General features: G+C 57.9%; 15 protein-coding genes and 2 pseudogenes. 10 read left to right on the top strand and 7 right to left on the bottom strand.

The window, feature by feature from the left end; all coding sequences use genetic code 11:
* Positions 1-56 precede the first annotated feature (56 nt).
* The 5 genes and pseudogenes from GIW02_RS08030 to GIW02_RS08010 all read left to right on the top strand — a co-directional run.
* Positions 57-2594, top strand: a pseudogene (locus GIW02_RS08030) (host specificity protein J); the annotation flags it as partial.
* A gap of 1041 nt (positions 2595-3635) precedes the next feature.
* The gene (locus GIW02_RS08025; RefSeq protein WP_236418616.1) at positions 3636-4856 is read left to right on the top strand and encodes a hypothetical protein; all 1221 of its coding nucleotides are present in this window, start codon (positions 3636-3638) and stop codon (positions 4854-4856) included.
* Complete coding sequence (locus GIW02_RS08020) at positions 4853-5218, top strand: hypothetical protein (protein WP_236418617.1); 366 nt, start codon at positions 4853-4855, stop codon at positions 5216-5218. The genes GIW02_RS08025 and GIW02_RS08020 overlap by 4 nt, the downstream gene beginning before the upstream one ends.
* 60 nt (positions 5219-5278) lie before the next feature.
* A complete protein-coding gene (locus tag GIW02_RS08015) occupies positions 5279-5788 on the top strand; it encodes a glycoside hydrolase family 24 protein (protein ID WP_236418618.1) in 510 nt (169 codons plus the stop codon).
* Positions 5785-6285: a DUF2514 domain-containing protein gene (locus GIW02_RS08010; RefSeq protein WP_236418619.1), complete on the top strand. Its 501-nt coding sequence runs from the start codon at positions 5785-5787 to the stop codon at positions 6283-6285. The genes GIW02_RS08015 and GIW02_RS08010 overlap by 4 nt, the downstream gene beginning before the upstream one ends.
* Positions 6286-6517: 232 nt before the next feature.
* On the opposite strand, the gene GIW02_RS08005 is transcribed toward GIW02_RS08010, so the two are convergent.
* From GIW02_RS08005 to GIW02_RS07995, 3 genes are all read right to left on the bottom strand, one after another.
* The gene (locus GIW02_RS08005) at positions 6518-7000 is read right to left on the bottom strand and encodes a hypothetical protein (protein ID WP_236418620.1); all 483 of its coding nucleotides are present in this window, start codon (positions 6998-7000) and stop codon (positions 6518-6520) included.
* A 344-nt stretch (positions 7001-7344) separates the two neighbouring features.
* Positions 7345-7824: a DUF3617 family protein gene (locus GIW02_RS08000; RefSeq protein WP_236418254.1), complete on the bottom strand. Its 480-nt coding sequence runs from the start codon at positions 7822-7824 to the stop codon at positions 7345-7347.
* 362 nt (positions 7825-8186) lie between these two features.
* Positions 8187-8921 carry an SOS response-associated peptidase family protein gene (locus GIW02_RS07995; RefSeq protein WP_236418255.1) on the bottom strand — a complete coding sequence of 245 codons (735 nt, stop codon included), beginning with the start codon at positions 8919-8921 and terminating at the stop codon, positions 8187-8189.
* A 101-nt stretch (positions 8922-9022) separates the two neighbouring features.
* On the opposite strand from GIW02_RS07995, the gene GIW02_RS07990 reads away from it, so the two are divergent.
* The 3 genes and pseudogenes from GIW02_RS07990 (at position 9023) to GIW02_RS07980 (ending at position 10732) form a co-directional block, all read left to right on the top strand.
* Entirely contained in the window at positions 9023-9448 is a 426-nt protein-coding gene (locus GIW02_RS07990; protein WP_032891241.1) for a LexA family protein, read from the top strand.
* Positions 9441-10308 (top strand): annotated as a pseudogene (locus GIW02_RS07985) (Y-family DNA polymerase). The gene GIW02_RS07990 and the pseudogene GIW02_RS07985 overlap by 8 nt, the downstream one beginning before the upstream one ends.
* A gap of 136 nt (positions 10309-10444) precedes the next feature.
* Positions 10445-10732 (top strand): helix-turn-helix domain-containing protein, encoded by a 288-nt coding sequence (locus GIW02_RS07980; RefSeq protein WP_236418253.1) that lies wholly within the window; start codon positions 10445-10447, stop codon positions 10730-10732.
* A 20-nt stretch (positions 10733-10752) separates the two neighbouring features.
* Here the strand turns inward: GIW02_RS07980 and GIW02_RS07975 are convergent, their stop codons facing one another.
* From GIW02_RS07975 to GIW02_RS07965, 3 genes are all read right to left on the bottom strand, one after another.
* Positions 10753-10962 (bottom strand): hypothetical protein, encoded by a 210-nt coding sequence (locus GIW02_RS07975; RefSeq protein WP_236418252.1) that lies wholly within the window; start codon positions 10960-10962, stop codon positions 10753-10755.
* 404 nt (positions 10963-11366) lie between these two features.
* The gene (locus GIW02_RS07970) at positions 11367-12602 is read right to left on the bottom strand and encodes an MFS transporter (RefSeq protein ID WP_236418251.1); all 1236 of its coding nucleotides are present in this window, start codon (positions 12600-12602) and stop codon (positions 11367-11369) included.
* Positions 12603-12829: 227 nt separating this feature from the next.
* Positions 12830-13216 carry a TIGR03067 domain-containing protein gene (locus GIW02_RS07965; protein ID WP_236418250.1) on the bottom strand — a complete coding sequence of 129 codons (387 nt, stop codon included), beginning with the start codon at positions 13214-13216 and terminating at the stop codon, positions 12830-12832.
* A gap of 396 nt (positions 13217-13612) precedes the next feature.
* On the opposite strand from GIW02_RS07965, the gene GIW02_RS07960 reads away from it, so the two are divergent.
* Together GIW02_RS07960 and lpxO are read left to right on the top strand one after the other, a co-directional pair.
* A complete protein-coding gene (locus GIW02_RS07960; RefSeq protein ID WP_236418249.1) occupies positions 13613-14929 on the top strand; it encodes a Wzz/FepE/Etk N-terminal domain-containing protein in 1317 nt (438 codons plus the stop codon).
* A gap of 265 nt (positions 14930-15194) precedes the next feature.
* Positions 15195-16094: a lipid A hydroxylase LpxO gene (gene lpxO / locus GIW02_RS07955; RefSeq protein ID WP_236418247.1), complete on the top strand. Its 900-nt coding sequence runs from the start codon at positions 15195-15197 to the stop codon at positions 16092-16094.
* Between the two features lie 19 nt (positions 16095-16113).
* Here the strand turns inward: lpxO and ligD are convergent, their stop codons facing one another.
* The gene (gene ligD / locus GIW02_RS07950) at positions 16114-18600 is read right to left on the bottom strand and encodes a DNA ligase D (protein WP_236418246.1); all 2487 of its coding nucleotides are present in this window, start codon (positions 18598-18600) and stop codon (positions 16114-16116) included.
* Between the last annotated feature and the right edge of the window lie 5 nt (positions 18601-18605).

Raw genomic sequence — 18605 nt, 5'->3', positions numbered from 1 at the left:
TAAAAGCTGCCAACCAGAAAGCTCGGGGCGCCGATGAAGGCTAGCGCCCAGTCATTGACGCCTGGTCGCTACTGCGCGATATCTCGGCGATTTACCGCGGCATGACCTACTGGGCCCAAGGCCAAGTATTCACGCTGTCGGACATGCCGCGCGCCACCGACTTCGACTTCGCCTATACACGGGCGAACGTGATCGATGGCAAGTTCACATACTCCAGCGCATCGGAACGTACCCGTTACAGCCGCGCGCTGGTCAGCTATGACAACCCGCTGAACAACTACGACACCGATGTCACAGCTGTGACCGATGCCAAGCTGCAGCGGCGCTACGGCGACAACCCGTTGGAGATCAGCGCAATTGGTTGCGACCGAGAGTCGGAGGCCCAGCGGCGCGGTAAGTGGGCGCTGCTCACGAACTCGAAGGACCGGGCTGTCACCTTCAAGGTCGGCCTCGATGGGCGCATCCCGCTCCCTGGCTACGTGATCCCGATCGCTGACGAACTTCTCGCCGGCTGGCCGGTGGGCGGGCGCATCTCGGCGGTGAGCGGCAAGGTCATCACCCTGGATCGCGACACCCAGGCCAAGCCCGGCGATCGGTTGATCCTCAACCTGCCCGACGGCAAGTGCGAGGGCCGCACCGTGCAACTGGTCAGCGGCCGGCAGATCACTGTGACCGTGGCTTACTCCGTGGCGCCTGAGCGCGAACTTGTGTGGGCGCTGGATGCGGACGACCTGGCAATCCCGCTTTATCGTGTCGTAAGCGTGGCCCGGCCGGAGCCAGGCGTGTTTGAAATCTCGGCCGTTCAGTACGACCCGAGCAAGTTCGATCACATCGACACCGGCGCCCGGCTGGAAGAGCGGCCAATCAGTGTTGTGCCGATCACCGTCGTTCCGGCGCCGGCGAGCGTCGACATCACTTCGAACTACTCCGTTGACCAGGGCCTGGCTATCAGCACCATGAACATCTCATGGCCTGCCGTGGCTGGCGCTGTCGCCTATGACGTGGAGTGGCGCAAGGACAGCGGCAACTGGATCAAGCTTCAGCGCACGGGCGCGACAAGCGTTGACGTCACGGGCATTTACTCGGGCGCCTACCTGGCTCGGGTGCGATCGGTGAGCGCCTTCGAGATCTCCTCGATCTGGAAGAGCTCCAGCCTGACCAACCTGGAAGGGAAGGTCGGCTTGCCGCCGGCGGTAGCGTTTCTATCCACCACCAGCGAACTGTTCGGAATCGGCATTCGCTGGGGTTTCCCTGCTGGCGCCGAGGATACCCAGCGCACCGAGCTATGGTATGGCCAGGCCAATGACCTGTCGGTGGCCACCAAGCTGGCCGACCTGGCGCACCCCCAGGCGAATTACAGCATGCAGGCCTTACAGGCAGGTGCTCAGTTCTTCTTCTGGGCGCGCCTTGTGGACCGCACCGGCAACGTGGGGCCGTTCTATCCGGTCGGCAACGGTGTAATGGGTATGGCCAGCGCCGATGCGGCGCCAGTGCTGGACTTGATCGCCGGGCAGATCGGTCGCACGGAGCTTGGCCAGGATATCGTCGACGAAATCGACAAGATTCCAGGCCTGCAGGCGCAGATCGATGCGCTCGATGGGCTGTCGGCCTATGACCCTGAGTCCGTCTACCTCGAGGGCGACCTGGTGGTGGTAGGCAAGCGGATCTATCAGGCGACCCAGTTGGTGCCGGTAGATACCTCGCCGCCGAACGCCGCTTACTGGGTGGACGTGGGCCAGGTGCTGGTCACGGCAAACGGGCTGGCGCGTCAGGTTGAGATCAACACCACCAGCATTACCGAGTTGGATGGTGTGGTCACGGCCCAGGCGTCGAGCCTCCAGGCCTTGCAATCGGCCTACAGGGATGACACCGGCGAGGGTGATCTTGCTGACGCGCTCCAGGGCTACAACGCCTCGGCAAGTTTCGCGCAGGAAGTGAAAACGCGCGCCTCGCAGAACGAGGCCATGGTTCAGCGGCAGACGGAACTCACCGCTTCGGTGGGTGAGGTTAGCGGCTCGGTGACCGAGCTCGAAAGCGTTGTGGTCAGCGATCGCGAGGCAACTGCCCAGGCCATCCAGCAGATCGGCGTGAAGATCGACGACAACTCCGCAGACATCCAGACCGTAAGCCAGGCCCAGGCCGACACCGACGGCAAGTTCTCCACGATGTATTCCGTGAAAATGCAGGTCAATGCTGATGGGCAATTGGTCGCAGCTGGTTTTGGCTTGGGTATTGAGCAGGACGAAGAGGGGGTGCTTCAAAGCCAGTTTCTGGTGAGCGCCGATCGTTTCGCGATCGTCAGCACACTGGCCGGCGGCCAGGTGTTCACCCCGTTCACGGTCGATAACGGGCAAGTCTTCATGCGCGCGGCCTTCATCCAGGACGGCAGCATCACCATGCTGAAGATCGGCCAAGCCCTGCAATCGGACAACTACGTCGCCGGCGTGCAGGGCTGGCGCCTTGATAAAGCGGGCAATCTGGAGTTCAACGGCCCCGCGCCCGGCGGTGGCCGCCTGACTATGACCAACCGCGCTATCAAGGTCTACGACGAAAACAACGTCAAGCGCGTTCAATTGGGGGATCTTGATGCATGAGTTTTGGCATGAGGATATGGGGCGCCGATGGCGCCCTTGAGTTAGATGAAAACTCATTCACGGTGAGGGTCATCTATTCGGGCTTGGTTCCCCGGAGCGGCAGCGGCCGAAGCGTAGATATCGTAGTTCCAGGAGTGGTGCCACTAAATCATTCTGCGGTGTGCGTACCGGTTGGGGGTTATCCCACTGATGCACAATTTCCCAGCGCTATAGGGTTCACCGCGAGCATCGGTGCGGGATTTGTCAGGGTGTATTTCGGCAACCCAAACTCCGGTCCGGTTGGGACTACAACTCAACGTCTTATCGTAACTAGGTATCGATAATGACATATGGACTGAGATTCACAAATAGTAGCGACGTTGTAAATCTTGACTCGGAGTTTGCGAGACTAGTTATTTTGGATACTGGTACGTGGAGCGGCAATGGCTCAGGAATTACCGTTTCTTTTTCCAAGGTCATTAATACAATTGAGCCACCGCTTGTGTTTGTTCGACCAAATCAATCAAACACATTTTGTTTTTGCAAAATTATAGGTTCAACGGGGGCGTGGCGTGGGTTTTCATTCGTGGGGATATCCGGGCAGTCGACTTCGGGGAGGTGGTTTTGCGCGGGCTTTAAGTCCTCCGAAACAGCTAGGTTCGGAATGAGGCTATGGGATGGAGATAGTAATCTTCTGTTTGATACCGGAACCCCGTGCGCGCAGTTCACTAGGTCGATATCTTCGTGGTCGTATCTTGGGAGTAGCTCGACAGGCCAGGGTACGTCTCGGCTTAGCTGGACCTCTTCGTCGAGTCTAAGTACTGATTACATGATGCTAAATAATATTGCCATGGATATAGGTGGCACACAAAGTCGACAAGGCAGCATGTATGCCGTATGGCAATATAATAACGATAGATTAGTGATTCAGGCTGTCGGTGTTGATATGGCCACTTCGCTTTACAATACCGTGATATTTGCCAAGCCAATATCTTAGATGCCTACACAATGTATTTAATGGCTAGACCGCCATGAGCGGTTTTTTATTGCCTGGAGAAAAGTATGAGTTGGTACAAGACGGGCGTTGTTACCGTTACTCAAGGTTCCAATACTGTCATCGGTACGGGAACGTCCTTCATAGCAAATTCGCGCGTAGGCGATGCCTTTCGAGGGCCTGATGGCAAATGGTACGAGGTCATCAACATTGCAAGTAACACGGCAATGTCGATCGCTCCCGACTACCAAGGCCCTACTCTGGCTTCAGGCAGTTATGCGCTCGCCCCTATGCAGGGTTACATCAAAGATTCGGCTGACGCCCTTCGGGCGGCCACGCAGATAATTGCCAGTGGCGTGTCCGACATGCAGGAGCAGGTTGCGGCTGCCACAGAGGCTGCTGAATCCGCCGAACGATCCAAAGCGACGGCCACCGAGCAGGCCGGTATAGCGGGATCAGCAGCGGAGGCCGCTACCGATAATAAAAATGCCGCACTCCTGGCGGCCCAGCAGAGTCAGGGCTCAGCCCAGGCATCCGGCGAAGCTGCTGGTCGAGCGGAGTCGGCGAAAAACTCCATTATCCAGTCCGAGCAGGCGGCAGCGGCCTCGGCTACTGAGGCCGAGGAGTCCGCCGAGCGTGCTGAGGCCGCCACGGTCGGTAAGGCGTCCAGTGGCGACAACAACGACATCAAGTCACTACGTGCACTCACCTTGGATGGCTTCGACCGAATCAGGCAGGGCCTGGCGGCGTTAGTTGGCGCAACGACTGGTGCGGCGGGGGTAAAGGGACTTGTTCCTGCGCCATCTGCAGGGCCGCTCCGGTTCCTTTCTAGCCTGGGAACCTGGTTGGTCGTCAATACCTCGACGTCATGGGGCGCAATTACGGGTGCGCTTTCTGAGCAAGCGGATTTGCAGAATGCCCTAAGCGCGAAGATGGATGCTTCACTTGCGGACTTTGTCTACCTCTACCCAAATGGCACCGAGGCAGCTCCGGGAACCATCGCAATTAACACCCGCCTGGTAGTCGATAACCCGTTCCAAGGGAAGCCCGTTTTCTGTATCGCTGAAATTGTTTACAACAACATTTGGGGTGAGACTGGGTGGATCTACAACGGCGGGGGCTATGGGGTAAAGGCCGCTCAGCTACCTGTTACGGACAAAATCGTAATTCAGAGTGGAAGTTCTTTCGTCATGACCGGATCACAAAACGGGGGTAGCCCGCATGGCAACTCGTCAAATATCAACGCGGCGTCACAAGTTCGCGTTAAGGTCTGGAGGCTCAAAGGATGATGGTGTTTGCAATGGTTGGTGAAAATCTGCAACAAGTTGGCGGTGATTGTCCCGACGGTTTCATTGTGATGAACAGCCTTCGCCCTGAAGATTTAGATGCGCCGTATTACGTCGCGCAGGGAGACGGAGAGTGGGCTGTTAATCAAGAAGCCAAGCAAGCGAGCGAAGGCATGATTGAAAACGCATGGCGCGCCGAACAAATGCCTCTGGCCATGGAGGCAGTAACAGCCTTCCAAATGGGTGAAGAGGATATTCCGGGCACTGAGCAGCTGTGGAAAGACTACTGGATCGCATTGCGCAAATGGACGAACACCAACCCTGACTTCCCCGACACCAGCAAGCGCCCGATCGCGCCAAGCTGACTCATAGCCGAACACCACCACCCGCCATCGAGCGGGTTTATTTTTGCCTGGAGAAAAGCAATGGCACGACTTTCCGAATCGCTCGCCGGCGGCCGCAATGCTTTGGCGTTCCTCGATATGCTCGCCTGGGGCGAGGGCACCAGCACCTCCCCGGCCACGGCCATGGATGGATACGACGTGATCGTGACCGGTATCGACCGTAAGCCCGAGGTATTCAAGGACTTTACGGATCATCCTTTCGCCAAGGGCCGCGCGTCGAAGGTCATCAACAGCAAGGGGCTCACGTCCAACGCTTCCGGCCGCTATCAGCAGATGCTGAAGGACTGGCCGCATTACAAGGCGTTACTCAAGCTGCCGGACTTCAGCCCGATCAGCCAGGACATGTTGGCGCTGCAGCACATCCGTGAGTGCCGGGCATTGCCTGACGTGCTTGCGGGCCGGATCGAGACGGCCATCGCGAAGTGCCGGAACATATGGGCCAGCCTGCCGGGTGCCGGGTATGGCCAGCGCGAGCACCGACTGGAGGACCTGCTGAAGCAATACCGCCTGGCTGGCGGGGCCATGTCGTGACGCCCGGGCAGATCCTGGCCGCGATCCTGCTGGGGATGATGATCACCGCCGTTGGCACCTGGCAGGTCCAGGACTGGCGCTACGGCACAAAGCTGGCAGACATCGGCAAGGCCCAGGCTATCGCTATCACCAATGCGGGCACCGAGGCCCGCGCCGAAGAACAGCGCCGCCAGGCGTCCGTGAATAAGGAAGCAAGCGATGCGCGAGAACAGAACAAGGCTGCAACTGTGGATGCTGGCGCTGCTGATGCCGCTGGTGAGCGGCTGCACATCGAAGCCAACAAGCTTGCCGCCAGTGCCTGCCCCGGCGATCCCGGAGCTGCCCAGCGAGGCGCGTCAGCCACCCGCGCCGCTATGGTGCTCTCCGAACTGTTCGAGCGGGCTGACAAAAGAGCGGGGGAGCTGGCTGTTGCGTATGACCGAGCCCGAATAGCTGGTCTGGCGTGTGAGCGGAGCTATCAATCGCTTACCTCAATTCATCTAGGAAAAGCGGAATAGGGCTTCGTCGACTGAGTGTCGGCGGCGCATGGGCTATAAGCGGCAGCTGTCCTCAGCCTCTAGAGCTTGTCAGTTAGCTCTGAGGCTGCTCCGACTACATTTTTTTTGCCAGAGTGCTTTCATAATCTTGGCGGGCTTCCGCTGTGGGATTCATTCTAGAGAAGCATTGGGTGTCTTTGATGCCTCTCTGGTAGCCTTCATATTGAAAAGAGGCGCCATCACACTCGGCTTTTCACTTATCTTGCAAGGAGCTAAGTCTTTTCAACGACCATCGTCTGACGCCTTCAGAAAATGTAGGGCGGGGAGGCCAGACAGTGATTCTTTCGAAATCTATTTCTAAAGCTTCGCCGACAAAGCGCCCTCTAAAGGTGCGGACATCAGTGTAGACCGTCTCACCCGTTCTACTTAGGAGCGGAGTTCGCGAAACCGCGTTTAAGTCGTTTTCAGTTCGTTTGTATGGCACCGGGCTGCCAACATCGAGACCGGTGCCTTTCATGTAGGAGTCAATTTTTTTGAGTACAACATCAGGTTTTTCTACAGTGCGCCAATAGATGAAATGACCGTCGTCAGTAAATACCAAATAGACGTGCCAAGGGGCGGTGGCTGGTCTCTCTCCTTCGGAATACCACACTCGCTCGCGCACGTCAGGACTGACGCTTGTTGTGCAACTGGAGAGGAGCATTAGGCAAAGCGTAGCAATCAATAAGCGAATCATATTTCCTTCCTTGAGTTACTATCCACCTCGAAGCGTCGCGCGCCGCCGGGCTCTAAAAAAACTTAACGACTTCTGCCTTGCCGATCCGTAAAAGTTGCTCAGTACTCTTAACTCAAGCACTTCTACGAAACCGCAGAGCGCCAAAAGCAAAGACTGAAGACTCGCTTACGATGGAGTCACTCCGACAGATCAGCGTTCACCAGAACAAGCCCTAGATCATCCCGAAGGATATATAGAACGCCTAGAAGGTGCGAGGGCAATGACCTCAGCCAAAATTAAGCGTTATACGTGCCAATTGAGGCATTTGAGTTCGAGGCTCGTCAAGCGATGACGTTGTGAACCTTTCATCTATTGGAGTATGGGGAATTGATCTTCATTCCTCCGCGCATTTTTTTCACACCCGGCTCCATTCCCGCCGGGCAAGCGCCCTGAAAGCTGCCATTAATCACTGTGCGTTGTCTTTCAATTTTTCCATTTAGCTCAAACGACGTATCTGCCGTCAGTACATAGGACTTCGCAAGGTCGCCTTTGAAAGTACCGGCCATAATCGCTTCAGGGCAGCGTGATTTGAAACTGTAGCTATCGCCGCTGCCGCTTTTCGATTCGATTTTGCACTCCTGTTCGAAGTCGCTCCACAGGTCGTCATCTATAAGTCTGTCTTTAGCATGATCGACGCATATTTCCCAGGAAAACGGCGAGGTGGACGGCGTAACCTTCCACAAACCTGAAGCACGTTGCAGGCGCAATGATGGTTCAGCGGCTGCCTCCGACAATGTTACTGATAGAGCAATTGCAGTCGACAAAAATATGGCGAGGTCCTTCATCACGTATCCTATTTGTAGAGCATCAGGTAGAGCAGAGTACTTGAAAAACAAGTGCTCCTCGCTTCGAAAGAGTCATTGATTCTCTGCTGCGCGCCTAAACTGCCCACGGCATCGTCAGCGTTACTCGCATAGCCCGGAATACCTGATGTGCACCCAGTTCATGCTCAAAGAATTATCGCCATCACCGACGCCGGTGACCGAGGACTAATAACACTGCGCGCTTGCCAGGCCTATGTTAGGGAGGTTGTTTGGTGGGATCACTGAACTATACTTCCACCTTACGTTCGCACTGCAGTGACCGAATCATTCCTAAAAGGGGAAGCATGGACAAGCGGCTTGCAGGCCTTTCATTTCTGCTTACCTTAGGATGGGTTACTGCCGTCGGGTTCGTCATGTGGTTTTTTAGCCGATAAGTCCGGCTCTATAAGCTCTGGACCTTGGTTCCTGACGTTGCCGACGCCCCTACCAACAGGAAACCACTCGAACTGTTCGGTAGGCTGGCACAGCTCTTTCGCGATTTCCTCCGCGCGCGCCGGCGAGAGACCAGGTTCGAGCCATTCATTGGCGTGTTCAGGGGTAAGGACCAATGGCCGGCGGTCATGTATGTCCACCATGCCCTGGTCACTGGCCGCAGTGATGATGACGAAGCCGTCGCCCTCATGCAGTTCAAGGCCTGGGTGTACTTGGGCTAAGGCGCCGAAGAACATCGGCTTTCTGCTTTTCAGTCGGATGAAGTATGGCTGTTTCTTTTTCGGGTCGTCCGGGTCTTTGACCCATTCATACCAGCCTTCGCTGGGTACAATCGCGCGGCCAGTTGGCCAAAGCTGTTTGAAGAACTTGCCAGTGGTCACGGTTTCGACCCGAGCATTTATTGGATCAGGGCGCTTTCCTTTCGCCCAGAACGGCGCCCATCCCCATTGCACAGCGTCAATGTGCAACCCATCCTCTTTGCTGTGCAGCAACTGCACACGCGTTGTAGGCGCCACGTTAAACCGATTGATCGGTTGTGCGTCGTAGCCACTGAACAATTCGATCTGAGGGCTCAATTCCTCTATGTAGATCGCCATTCCCTCGTACTGCACGAATCGACCGCACATAGACACACCTCCGCCTGTCGAAATCCCCCATAGAGAAATTGACCGCAAGCCGCTTACAAAGTTAACTGTATATTCGTACAGTATTTGCATAAGGCACCGCCATGAGCTTCAACATCCTGGGTCCAATAGCTGAAGGAGGCGCAAAACTGCCTCTTTGCTCGTTTCATGTACCGGCTGGTTTTCCATCGCCTGCGGCCGATCACATTGAGCAGCATATTTCTCTGGATGAAGTGCTTAACATCAGGGCGCCCCATGTTTATCTGGTGATGATCACAGGTGAGAGCATGCAGGGTGCTGGGATATTCGAGGGTGATCTGGCGGTGGTGGATCGCTCAATTGAGCCTGCGCACGGCCACATAGTGGTGGCCCTCCTAAACAACGACCCCATGTGCAAGCGCCTCTGCAAGCGCGGAAAAGAAGTGATCTTACTGTCTGAAAACCCGAAGTACCCGGCGCGCTATGTACTGGAAGGCGACGAGCTATCGATCTGGGGTGTGATCACCAGCACAGTCCGCAGCCATGTCTAACTCGCCAGTCTTTGCCCTGATCGACTGCAACAGCTTCTATGCCAGTTGCGAGCGTGTATTCCGCCCGGATCTCGCCAGGACGCCGATTGTCGTGCTGAGCAACAATGACGGTTGCGTTATTGCTCGAAGCTACGACGCCAAGCCCTATATCAAGATGGGCGAGCCGTATTTCCAGATCAAGCACAAGCTCAAGCAACACGGAATCATCCCGTTTTCCTCGAACTACGCTCTCTACGGCGACATGAGCGAGCGCGTGATGACGCTTATTGAATCGATGGTGCCCGCCGTCGAGATCTACAGCATCGACGAAGCATTCGCCGACCTCACCGGAATTGGCGGGCTTGACGCTCTCGGCCGGCAGATCCGCGCCCAGGTGCTGCGGTGCACTGGTATCCCCGTCGGGGTGGGAATCGCAAAAGCTCCGGGCGCAGAACTCGCTCTGCAAGAAAGTCCGGGTCTGCATCCGCACCGGCATGTTCAATCCGGACGAGGCGAAGTACGCGAACGGGGTTGTGGTGGACGTGCCTTATCCAACCGACGATGTGCGATTACTCACCAAGACGGCGGTTGATGCGCTCGACCACATCTACCGTCCAGGCTTCAACTACAGCAAGGCCGAGGTGATGCTGCTCAATCTGTGCCAGCCAGGTGAATACACGGATGATCTATTCGCGGTGTCTCAGTCGACCGAAGCGACCAGGGTGATGACCGTACTGGACCAGATCAATGACAGGTGGGGAAGGGGAACACTACGGTCGGCCAGCGTGCCTACGAACCCCAACTGGGGAATGCGCCGGGAGATGATGAGTCAGAGCTACACGACGAGGCTTGATCAGCTTTGGTCGGTGGCTTGCAAGTAGAAAGAGTGGTTTCCGTCGGCAGGACGCTGGGGCAGGGATGGCCCCCATGGTACGCGCATAGCGCCTGCAGTAGCCCTTGAACTTTACTTGCCCTGTCAGCCTCTCAAATTCATAACCACTCATTTGGATTCAAATCATGAGCATTGGCGAAAGACTGAAATCTGAAAGGCTGCGTCTTGGTCTTTCTCAGGCGAGAGTAGGATCGATTGGTGGGGTTGAAGTTAATGCGCAAGGCCGATACGAAAACGGTATCAGATATCCTCGAGCCGATTATCTTGCAGCGATATCTGGGTTAGGCATTGATGTCCTCTTCGTTATCACCGGCCGTCGAAGTCAAGATGGCAATGTCGACACTGCGAAAGCTGCGGAGGCTCTAGATAGCGCAACGGATTGCTTAGAGAAAGCAAAAGAGATGATTCACTAGCAGGTTCTCTCATAGCCGGTTCATTCCGACGCCATGAGGATGGCTAGGCTCAGCTTGATGAACTCTTCGTTGTCATCGAGGGTGTGCAGCGCTCCCCGGATATTTTCTGCGACCTCGGCGGAGCCACGCTGCTCCACCCAGTTTGATAACTCCATGATCGAGGCTTCCAGGGCGAGTTGATTTTCGTAGAGCTTTGATAGCAGGGAAGGGAGTAGGTCGGTATTCGGCATGGCTGATTCTCCGTAGATCTCTCAGCGTAGCAGGCAGTGCATTGAGGGTTTTGATTCGGGTCGGCAGGACGCCGTAGGAGTGCGGTTATGCAGTTCTGGCATGGGCTGAAATTTCCCCGTTGGGACCAGTCTTGGGACCAACGGGTGCATTTCTGTGTGTTATGGCTGATTACTCATGACGACTTCGCCCAGCAAACACTGATCACCGCTAATCACCATTATGCGTTTCAGACCGCATGGTGATGTTAGCTGTGGAGATCAATTACTTTACCTATCAATGGGTTGCGAGCGTGGCGGCAGGAGCCTTCAGGCATGCATCAACAGCGACATCAAGGCGCGAAACCCGGTCGCTGAGCAAAAAATGGGGGATGTGTGTTGGAATTTGGCGCGCATTGTCGCATATGTCAGGCGACAGTTGTATGGCAGGCGAAAGATGGTTTCACCAGCGTCTCCGGCATCGCCAGCCACAACAGGGCCAACGCCAGCGCGGCCACCCCGGCCAGGGTCAGGAACGCGGCGTTATAACCGGCCTGTTGCACCACGAACCCCGCCAGGCTGCTGCTCAGTGCCGCGCCCAGGCCAAACACAGTGGACAGCGCCCCCAAGCTCACATTGAAACGGCCGGTGCCCTGGGTCAGGTCCTTGACGATGACCGGGAACAGCGCGCCAAAGATCCCCGCGCCAATACCATCGAGCATCTGCACCGCCACCAGCCAGTAGGGGTCGCTGGACAGGGTGTACAACACACCGCGCAACGGCAAAATCATGAAACCGGCCAGCAGCAGCGGCTTGCGCCCCCATATATCGGCCTTGAGCCCCACCAGCCAGGCCATCGGCACCATGACCAACTGCGCCGCGACGATGCAGGCTGAGGTTAGCGGTGTGGCCATCTGCAGGTTGATCTGCGAAAGCTTCTGGCTGACCAGCGGCAGCATGGCGGCATTTGCCAGATGAAACAGCGCACAGCAGATGGCAAACAGCAGCAGTGGGCGGTTGGCCAGCAGTACCGTGAGGCCGGAGGGCTGTTCGTGATCGGCGGCGTGGGCAGGGTCGAAGCCGCGCGCCACTTCATGGTCAATCGCCTCGGCCGACACGCAACTGACCGCGATGACACTGGCCGCTGCCATAAAGGCCATCAGGTAAAACACCACCACCGGACCAAACAGGTACGCCAGGCCACCGGCCAGCAATGCGGCCACGGCATTGCCGGCGTGGTTGAAGGTTTCGTTGCGCCCGGTGCGTCGGGTGAACGCGCGCGGCCCGGTAATGCCCAGGGAGATCGCGGAAATCGCCGGGGCAAACACGGAGGCGGCGATGGCGCTGGCTGCCTGGGTCAAGGCAACCAGGCTGAACGAGCTGACAAAGGGCAGCATCAGGCAGCTGACGGTCACCAGCACCGCAGCCACCGCGATCACCCCACGTTTGCTGCGCGTGCGATCGATCAATGCGCCCGCCGGGCCTTGGGTGATCAGTGCCGCGATACCGGCCAGGGTCATGACCACGCCGATACTGGCCGGGTCCCATTGGTGCACGGCCAGCAGGTAAATGGCCAGGTAGGGGCCGAGGCCGTCGCGTACATCTGCCAGGAAAAAATTCAGGCTGTCCAGCGACAGGGTGTTACGCAGGTCGGTCTTGGCCATGGCACGGTCTTTAGGGGGAGGGCGTTCAACGGCTGAACACCTCATGGGCTAATGACCTGTGCGCTTTGCGTTAAGTTCGAGCCGCGCGACTCGACTTTCTCCCAGGCAAAAAAAGCCCGCGAGGAGAGGCGGGCTAAGGGATTCACTGGAGTAGGTAGGCTTCACCCTATAGACCGGAAAGTGAAGGCTTTGTGAAAATGCTGTCGCCTGTTCGTAAGCGGCGCTGATCAGGCGCGGCGCACGAAGGTGCGCATGGTTTGACCTGGGCCAGTACTGAACGAGCGTGGTCGGGGCATACCTTCGTCCGCTGCGATGAACACAAACTCATCCCCTTCAAGGCGATAACTGGCAGGCAGAAACTTGCCGGCGTCATCACCAATGGCGTCAACCCAGGTGATGCTCTTGGGGACGGTGCTGCTGTCCAGGAAAAACCGGCCTGCCAGTAACACTTCGCCCTCGACGGTCTTCACTTCGAAGCGGTCGCCGCGGATGGTGGTGATTGCCCCCGGCGCGCTGTGGGCGTCGACAGGGTTAAGCACGCCACTGTCTTCGAGCGAGGTTTGCTCCCAGGCACCTTGAATGGCCTGCAAATCCGGGTCTGAAATGGATGACATGCGAAATTCCTTTTTCTGAAAGGCGATATGCCTGTCGTTACAGACATTGTGGTGTTATTTATGAACTGAAGTGAAATTACGTGTAGGAGCAATCCTATTTTTTTGATTTTATTGCTATTTATCCTTTGACGACAGGCAATTAACGTTATGTTGCCTGACCGCTGGGTAACGTCTCGAAACGGTTCATCTCTTTTCGACGTGTCTACCAATTCGACACTCGCGTAGTTGATACAAAATTTCACGCTGCTTGGCTGAGGACTCAGTCAATCAGGTGATCCCATGCCAGCAGAGAGCCACGCACGTCGTGTGCCCGGACGTTGCCCCTGTTTATTCAAGTTGTCATCCAGGCCTTTGTTTCAGTGCCGGACCTCAACAACGCATCAGGGTGTAAGAATTTTGAACAACACTCCCCAGCTCCATCAACAGTCACCGTCGGACGAGATTGATCTGATTGAACTGCTTCACGCGATCTGGAACCAGAAAAAACGCGTCATTGCTTGCACGCTGCTCGCGGGCCTTCTGGGAGTAGGCTACGCGCTTCTCGCACCGAGGGTTTATCAGGTCAGCAGTGTGCTGCGCCCTGCTGCAATCAACGAACTGGACGCGCTCAACCGCTCGGAAGTCTATGCGCTACCGCCGGCCAGTGCGTTGTCCAAGGTCGGCGCGCGGCTGGACTCCTATGAAGCCCGCCTGGGTTTTTTCAGGGCCAATGCGGCGCTTTTTGAAGCGTTTCAACGCCCAGGGCAAAGCCTGGAGCAGAGCTTTGAAGCGTTCAACCGTGATGCCATCAAACTGGTGCTGCCCGACCCCAAGAAGGCCGCCTCGCTCAGCAGCTTTATCCGCCTGGAGATGCATTACCCCAAGGAGGTCGACGGCGTCGCGATTCTCAACGGCTTCGTCGATTACGCCATCGCCCTTGAGCGCGAGCAGGTGGGCGCTGACCTCAAGGTGATCGTCAATAACCGTCTTAGTGAACTCAAGGGCAAAATCGACGCGGAGCGTGCCAACTACGACACGGGCAAAGAGTCGAAAATCGCCGGGTTGCTGGAGGAGGACAAAATCAGGCGTGCGCGTTTGCAGGACGAACTCACCGCCTTGCGTTTGCAGATGAAAATGGAGCGCACCGCGCGGCTGGCGGAACTGGCCGAGGCGATTTCGATTGCCAAAGCCATCGGCATCCGCCAACCGACTGCACCAGGTGCCATGGGGGCAGAGGCGCCGCGGGGTACGAGCCCGGTAATGCGCACGGTTGTGACCAATCAGGAGATCCCCCTGTACTTCATGGGGACCGAGGCGCTGGAGGCCGAGCGGGCAGCGTTGCGTAAACGTACCAACGATGATTTCACCCACAGTCGGGTGGCCGAGATCGGCAAGGAATTGCGTATGCTCGACGTCAATCGTGAAGTCGAGGCGCTCAGCAACCGCGAGAATGAAGACGTGTTCCTGCAGAACGTTGACCCGCTCTGGGCAGAAGACGCGCGATTGCGCAGCCTCAACATCGACATGAGCCAGTTGAAACTGGTGAGCGTCGACCGTCAGGCGCAGGAACCCTTGAACCCGATCAAGCCTAAAGGGGCGATGATCATCGCACTGAGTGTGTTGGTTGGGTTGATGCTCGGCATTCTGCTGGCGATGCTCACTTACTTCCATCAAGTGCGACGCGCAACCGGGCCGTTTTCCCTGGTTGACGAGCGGCGCTTGCCGGGCCACTAGCGCACGTCAGGCGTCGCGCGGGCCCGCCATAAGGCTGGCCCGCCGGGGCGCTTATTCACCACACCGAGAAGACAGCTTTTCACAATTCTTAGTTAACTTTTGGTTACAAACTGTGGCTAAATAACTGCCAATGGCCATGAGGCGGTTGGTCAACCAGCCTCTTGTGCCGATTGTGTGAATTGTGATTTCAGGTGCTGCCATCCATCCTCGGCCGTTGTGGGCACGCAGGAGCAGCCTGTTCTCTTCTGACGTGTGACGAAATCCCTTGAAACTCATCATTGTTGTTCTCTACGTTGCCTCCATCGCGTATGTACACCTGCGTGGTCGGGTGCGGCATAAGCTGGGCCGCCAACTCAGCGACCATTCGACCTTCCTGGCGCCGATCAACTGCTTCCTTTATCTGTTCTCCAAGCTGCCCAGCCGACCGTACCTCTCGCCCAGCGATTTTCCCGACCTGAGCCCCTTGCAGGCGCACTGGGAGGAAATTCGCGAGGAAGGCCAGAACCTGATGCGTGCCGGTGAAATCAAGCGCTCCGACCAATACAACGACGTGGGCTTCAACTCCTTCTTCAAATCTGGCTGGAAGCGTTTCTACCTCAAGTGGTACGGCGACAGTCACCCCTCGGCGATGAAGCTGTGCCCGCGCACCACCGAGCTGGTGCAAAGCATCGGCTCGATCAAGGCGGCGATGTTTGCCGAGCTGCCACCGGGCTCCAAGCTGGTGCGCCACCGTGACCCCTACGCCGGTTCCTACCGCTATCACCTGGGCCTGGACACGCCGAATGATCCGGGCTGCTATATCAATGTGGACGGCGAAAATTATTACTGGCGCGATGGCGAGCCTGTGATGTTTGACGAAACCTTCATTCACTACGCTGAGAACACCACGCAGCAGAACCGCATCATTCTGTTCTGCGATGTCGAGCGGCCGATGAAATACCGCTGGGCGGCGGCGTTCAATCGCTGGTTCAGCCGCAACGTGATGGCGGCTGCCGGGTCGCCCAACGATGCCGGAGACAAGACCGGTGGGTTGAACCGGGCGTTTACCCGGCTGTACAAGATTCGCCTGCGCGGCAAAGAGCTTAAAAAGCGCAACCGCACGCGGTATTACCTGGAAAAATGGGCGATCTTCGCCGCTTTGGCGGCGATCTTCCTGCTGATCTAAGGCACAGTCGGGGCGCGACTCACTTAGGCGGTGTCGCGCTCAACTTGTCCCACATCTTGGCGGTGATTTTCTGCCGATGGGCGTAACCGTCCCACGGATCAGCTTTCAACGCGTCCAGGCGTTGGTGCAGGTTGGCCACCGTCCATTGCTGGGCACTGCGCAATCCATTCAACTCATCGCGACTCACCGGTACCGACACCGGCAAGCCTGGCCGTGCGCGCACCGAATAGGCCGCTACGGTGCTGGCACCGCGGGCATTGCGCAGATAGTCGATAAAGATCTTGCCGACGCGGTTTTTCGGCCCTGAAGTGGCGGTAAAGCGCTCGGGCAGTTGCGCGGTCATGAACTGCGCAATGGCCTTGGCGAAGGCTTTCACCGTGTCCCAGCCATCGCGGCGGGCGAGCGGCACGACCAGGTGCAGGCCTTTGCCGCCGCTGGTCTTGACGAAGGCGTGCAGGCCCAGTTCGTCCAGCACCGACAAGGTCAGTTGCGCCGCTTCGACCATGGTTTTCCACGGCAGCGCCGGGTCTGGGTCGAGGTCCAGTACAAACAGGTCCGGTGTTTCGATCTTGTCCCACGTGGCGCCCCAGGTGTGCAGTTCGATCGTGCCCATCTGCACCGCGCCGAGCAGGGCCTGCGCATTGTTTATCTCCATCAGGCGAGCGTGGCCGGGGTCCAGCGCCGGGTCCAGCTGCTTGATGTGAGGAATGGCCAGGCGCTCAGCGTGTTTCTGGAAGAACTGCTCGCCCTCGATGCCTTCCGGCGCCCTCAGCAGTGACACCGGGCGATGGCGCAGGAAGGGCAGCAGCCACTCGCTGATGCGCGCGTAGAACTGTGCCAATTGCTGTTTTTGTGTGCCGCTTTGCGGGTCAATGATCCGCTCGGGATGGGTGATGTTCACGCTGCCGGTCTGCTTGGCTTTGGGGGCCTTGAGGGATTTGGCCGCGCGCGGCTGTTCATGGATGATCTGCGCGGCGGGCTTGTCGGTACGCAACCCCACAAAGGCGGCTTGGCGGACCACGCCTTCACGGGTCCACTCGGCAAACTGCACCTCGCCGACCAATGTCGGTTCCACCCAATGCACGCCCCGTGCCTGGGCGCTGGTGAGCGCTTTGGCCAGCGGCGATGCCTTGCGCTCCAGGGGCGCGAGCTGGGCGAAGATGTGCTTCAGCGCAGCCTGGTCGAACCCGGTGCCCACACGCCCGGCGTACACCAGCCCGGTATCGTCATTGACCGCCAGCAGCAGGGCGCCGAACCCGCTGCGCGAACCCTGGGGGCGGGTGTAGCCGATAATCACGAACTCTTGGCGCAGGCGGCATTTGAGCTTGACCCAATCGGCGTTGCGACTCGACACATACGGGCTGCCGAGACGTTTGCCGATCACCCCCTCCAAGGCCAGGTCGCACGCGCTTTCGAAGATATCGCGCTGGTTGGCGGCAAAGGCCTGGGAGAAGCGCAGCAGTTTGCTTGAGCTGCGCGACAGCGCCGCCTCAAGCGCGGCACGGCGCTGTTCCACCGGCGCCAGGCGTTGGTCACTGCCGTCCAGAAACGGCGCGTCGAACAGGTAATACACAATGTCCAGGCTACGGCCGATATCGAAGGCGTTTTGCAGCGCCTGAAAATCCGGCAGGCCGTCGCCATTGAGGCTGACCACTTCGCCGTCGAGCCAGCTGTCTTTAAGCTTGAGGGCTTGCAGCGCCTTGGTCTGGCGCGGCAGGCGTTCGGTCCAGTCGTGGCCATTGCGGGTGAACAGCCGCACCTCGCCGTCGCGGATGCGCGCCAGCATGCGGTAGCCGTCAAACTTGATTTCGTATTGCCAGTCACCCTCGGGGGCGCGGTCCACCAGCGTGGCCAACTGCGGGGAAAATTGCTCGGGCAGGGCGCTTTGCACCTTCTTGGGGGCAGCCTTGGACTTGGCTTTTGCCTTGGGCTTGGACGCCCCCAACGATGCATCGCTGAGCACGCTGTCGGGCTCGGCCGTGACGATGTCATAGTCGGCGGCAGAGCGTGCCTGCGGGTCTTTCTCCTTGATCAGCAGCCACTGTTGCTTGTCGCCACTGCCCTTGAGGCGGGTACGCACCAGCGCCCAGTCCCCCGAGAGTTTCTCGCCGACCAGGGTGAACTTGAGTTTGCCGGCGGCGTAGGCCTTGTGCGGGTCATCATGGGGCTGCCACACGCCACGGTCCCACACAATCACATCGCCTGCGCCATATTGACCGGCGGGGATGCTGCCCTCGAAGCTCCCATAGCTCAGCGGGTGATCTTCAACGTGCACGGCCAGGCGTTTCTGGCTGGGGTCCAGGCTCGGGCCCTTGGGCACCGCCCAGCTCAGCAGCACACCGTCGAGTTCCAGGCGAAAGTCATAGTGCAGGTTGCGCGCGTCGTGCTTCTGGATCACAAAACTCAGCGCCGAGACCTGGCGCTTGCCGGCAGGTGCGCTGCCTGCCGGTTCGGCGGTGATCCCGAAGTCGCGTTTACGGTTGTATTCGCTCAGCGGCTTTGTCATGGGAC

It is taken from the genome of Pseudomonas syringae, from assembly GCF_021606685.1.
Lineage (GTDB): Bacteria > Pseudomonadota > Gammaproteobacteria > Pseudomonadales > Pseudomonadaceae > Aquipseudomonas > Aquipseudomonas syringae_R.
The sequence above is the reverse complement of the archived record's forward strand: the minus strand, read 5'-3'. Positions and strand labels throughout refer to the sequence as shown.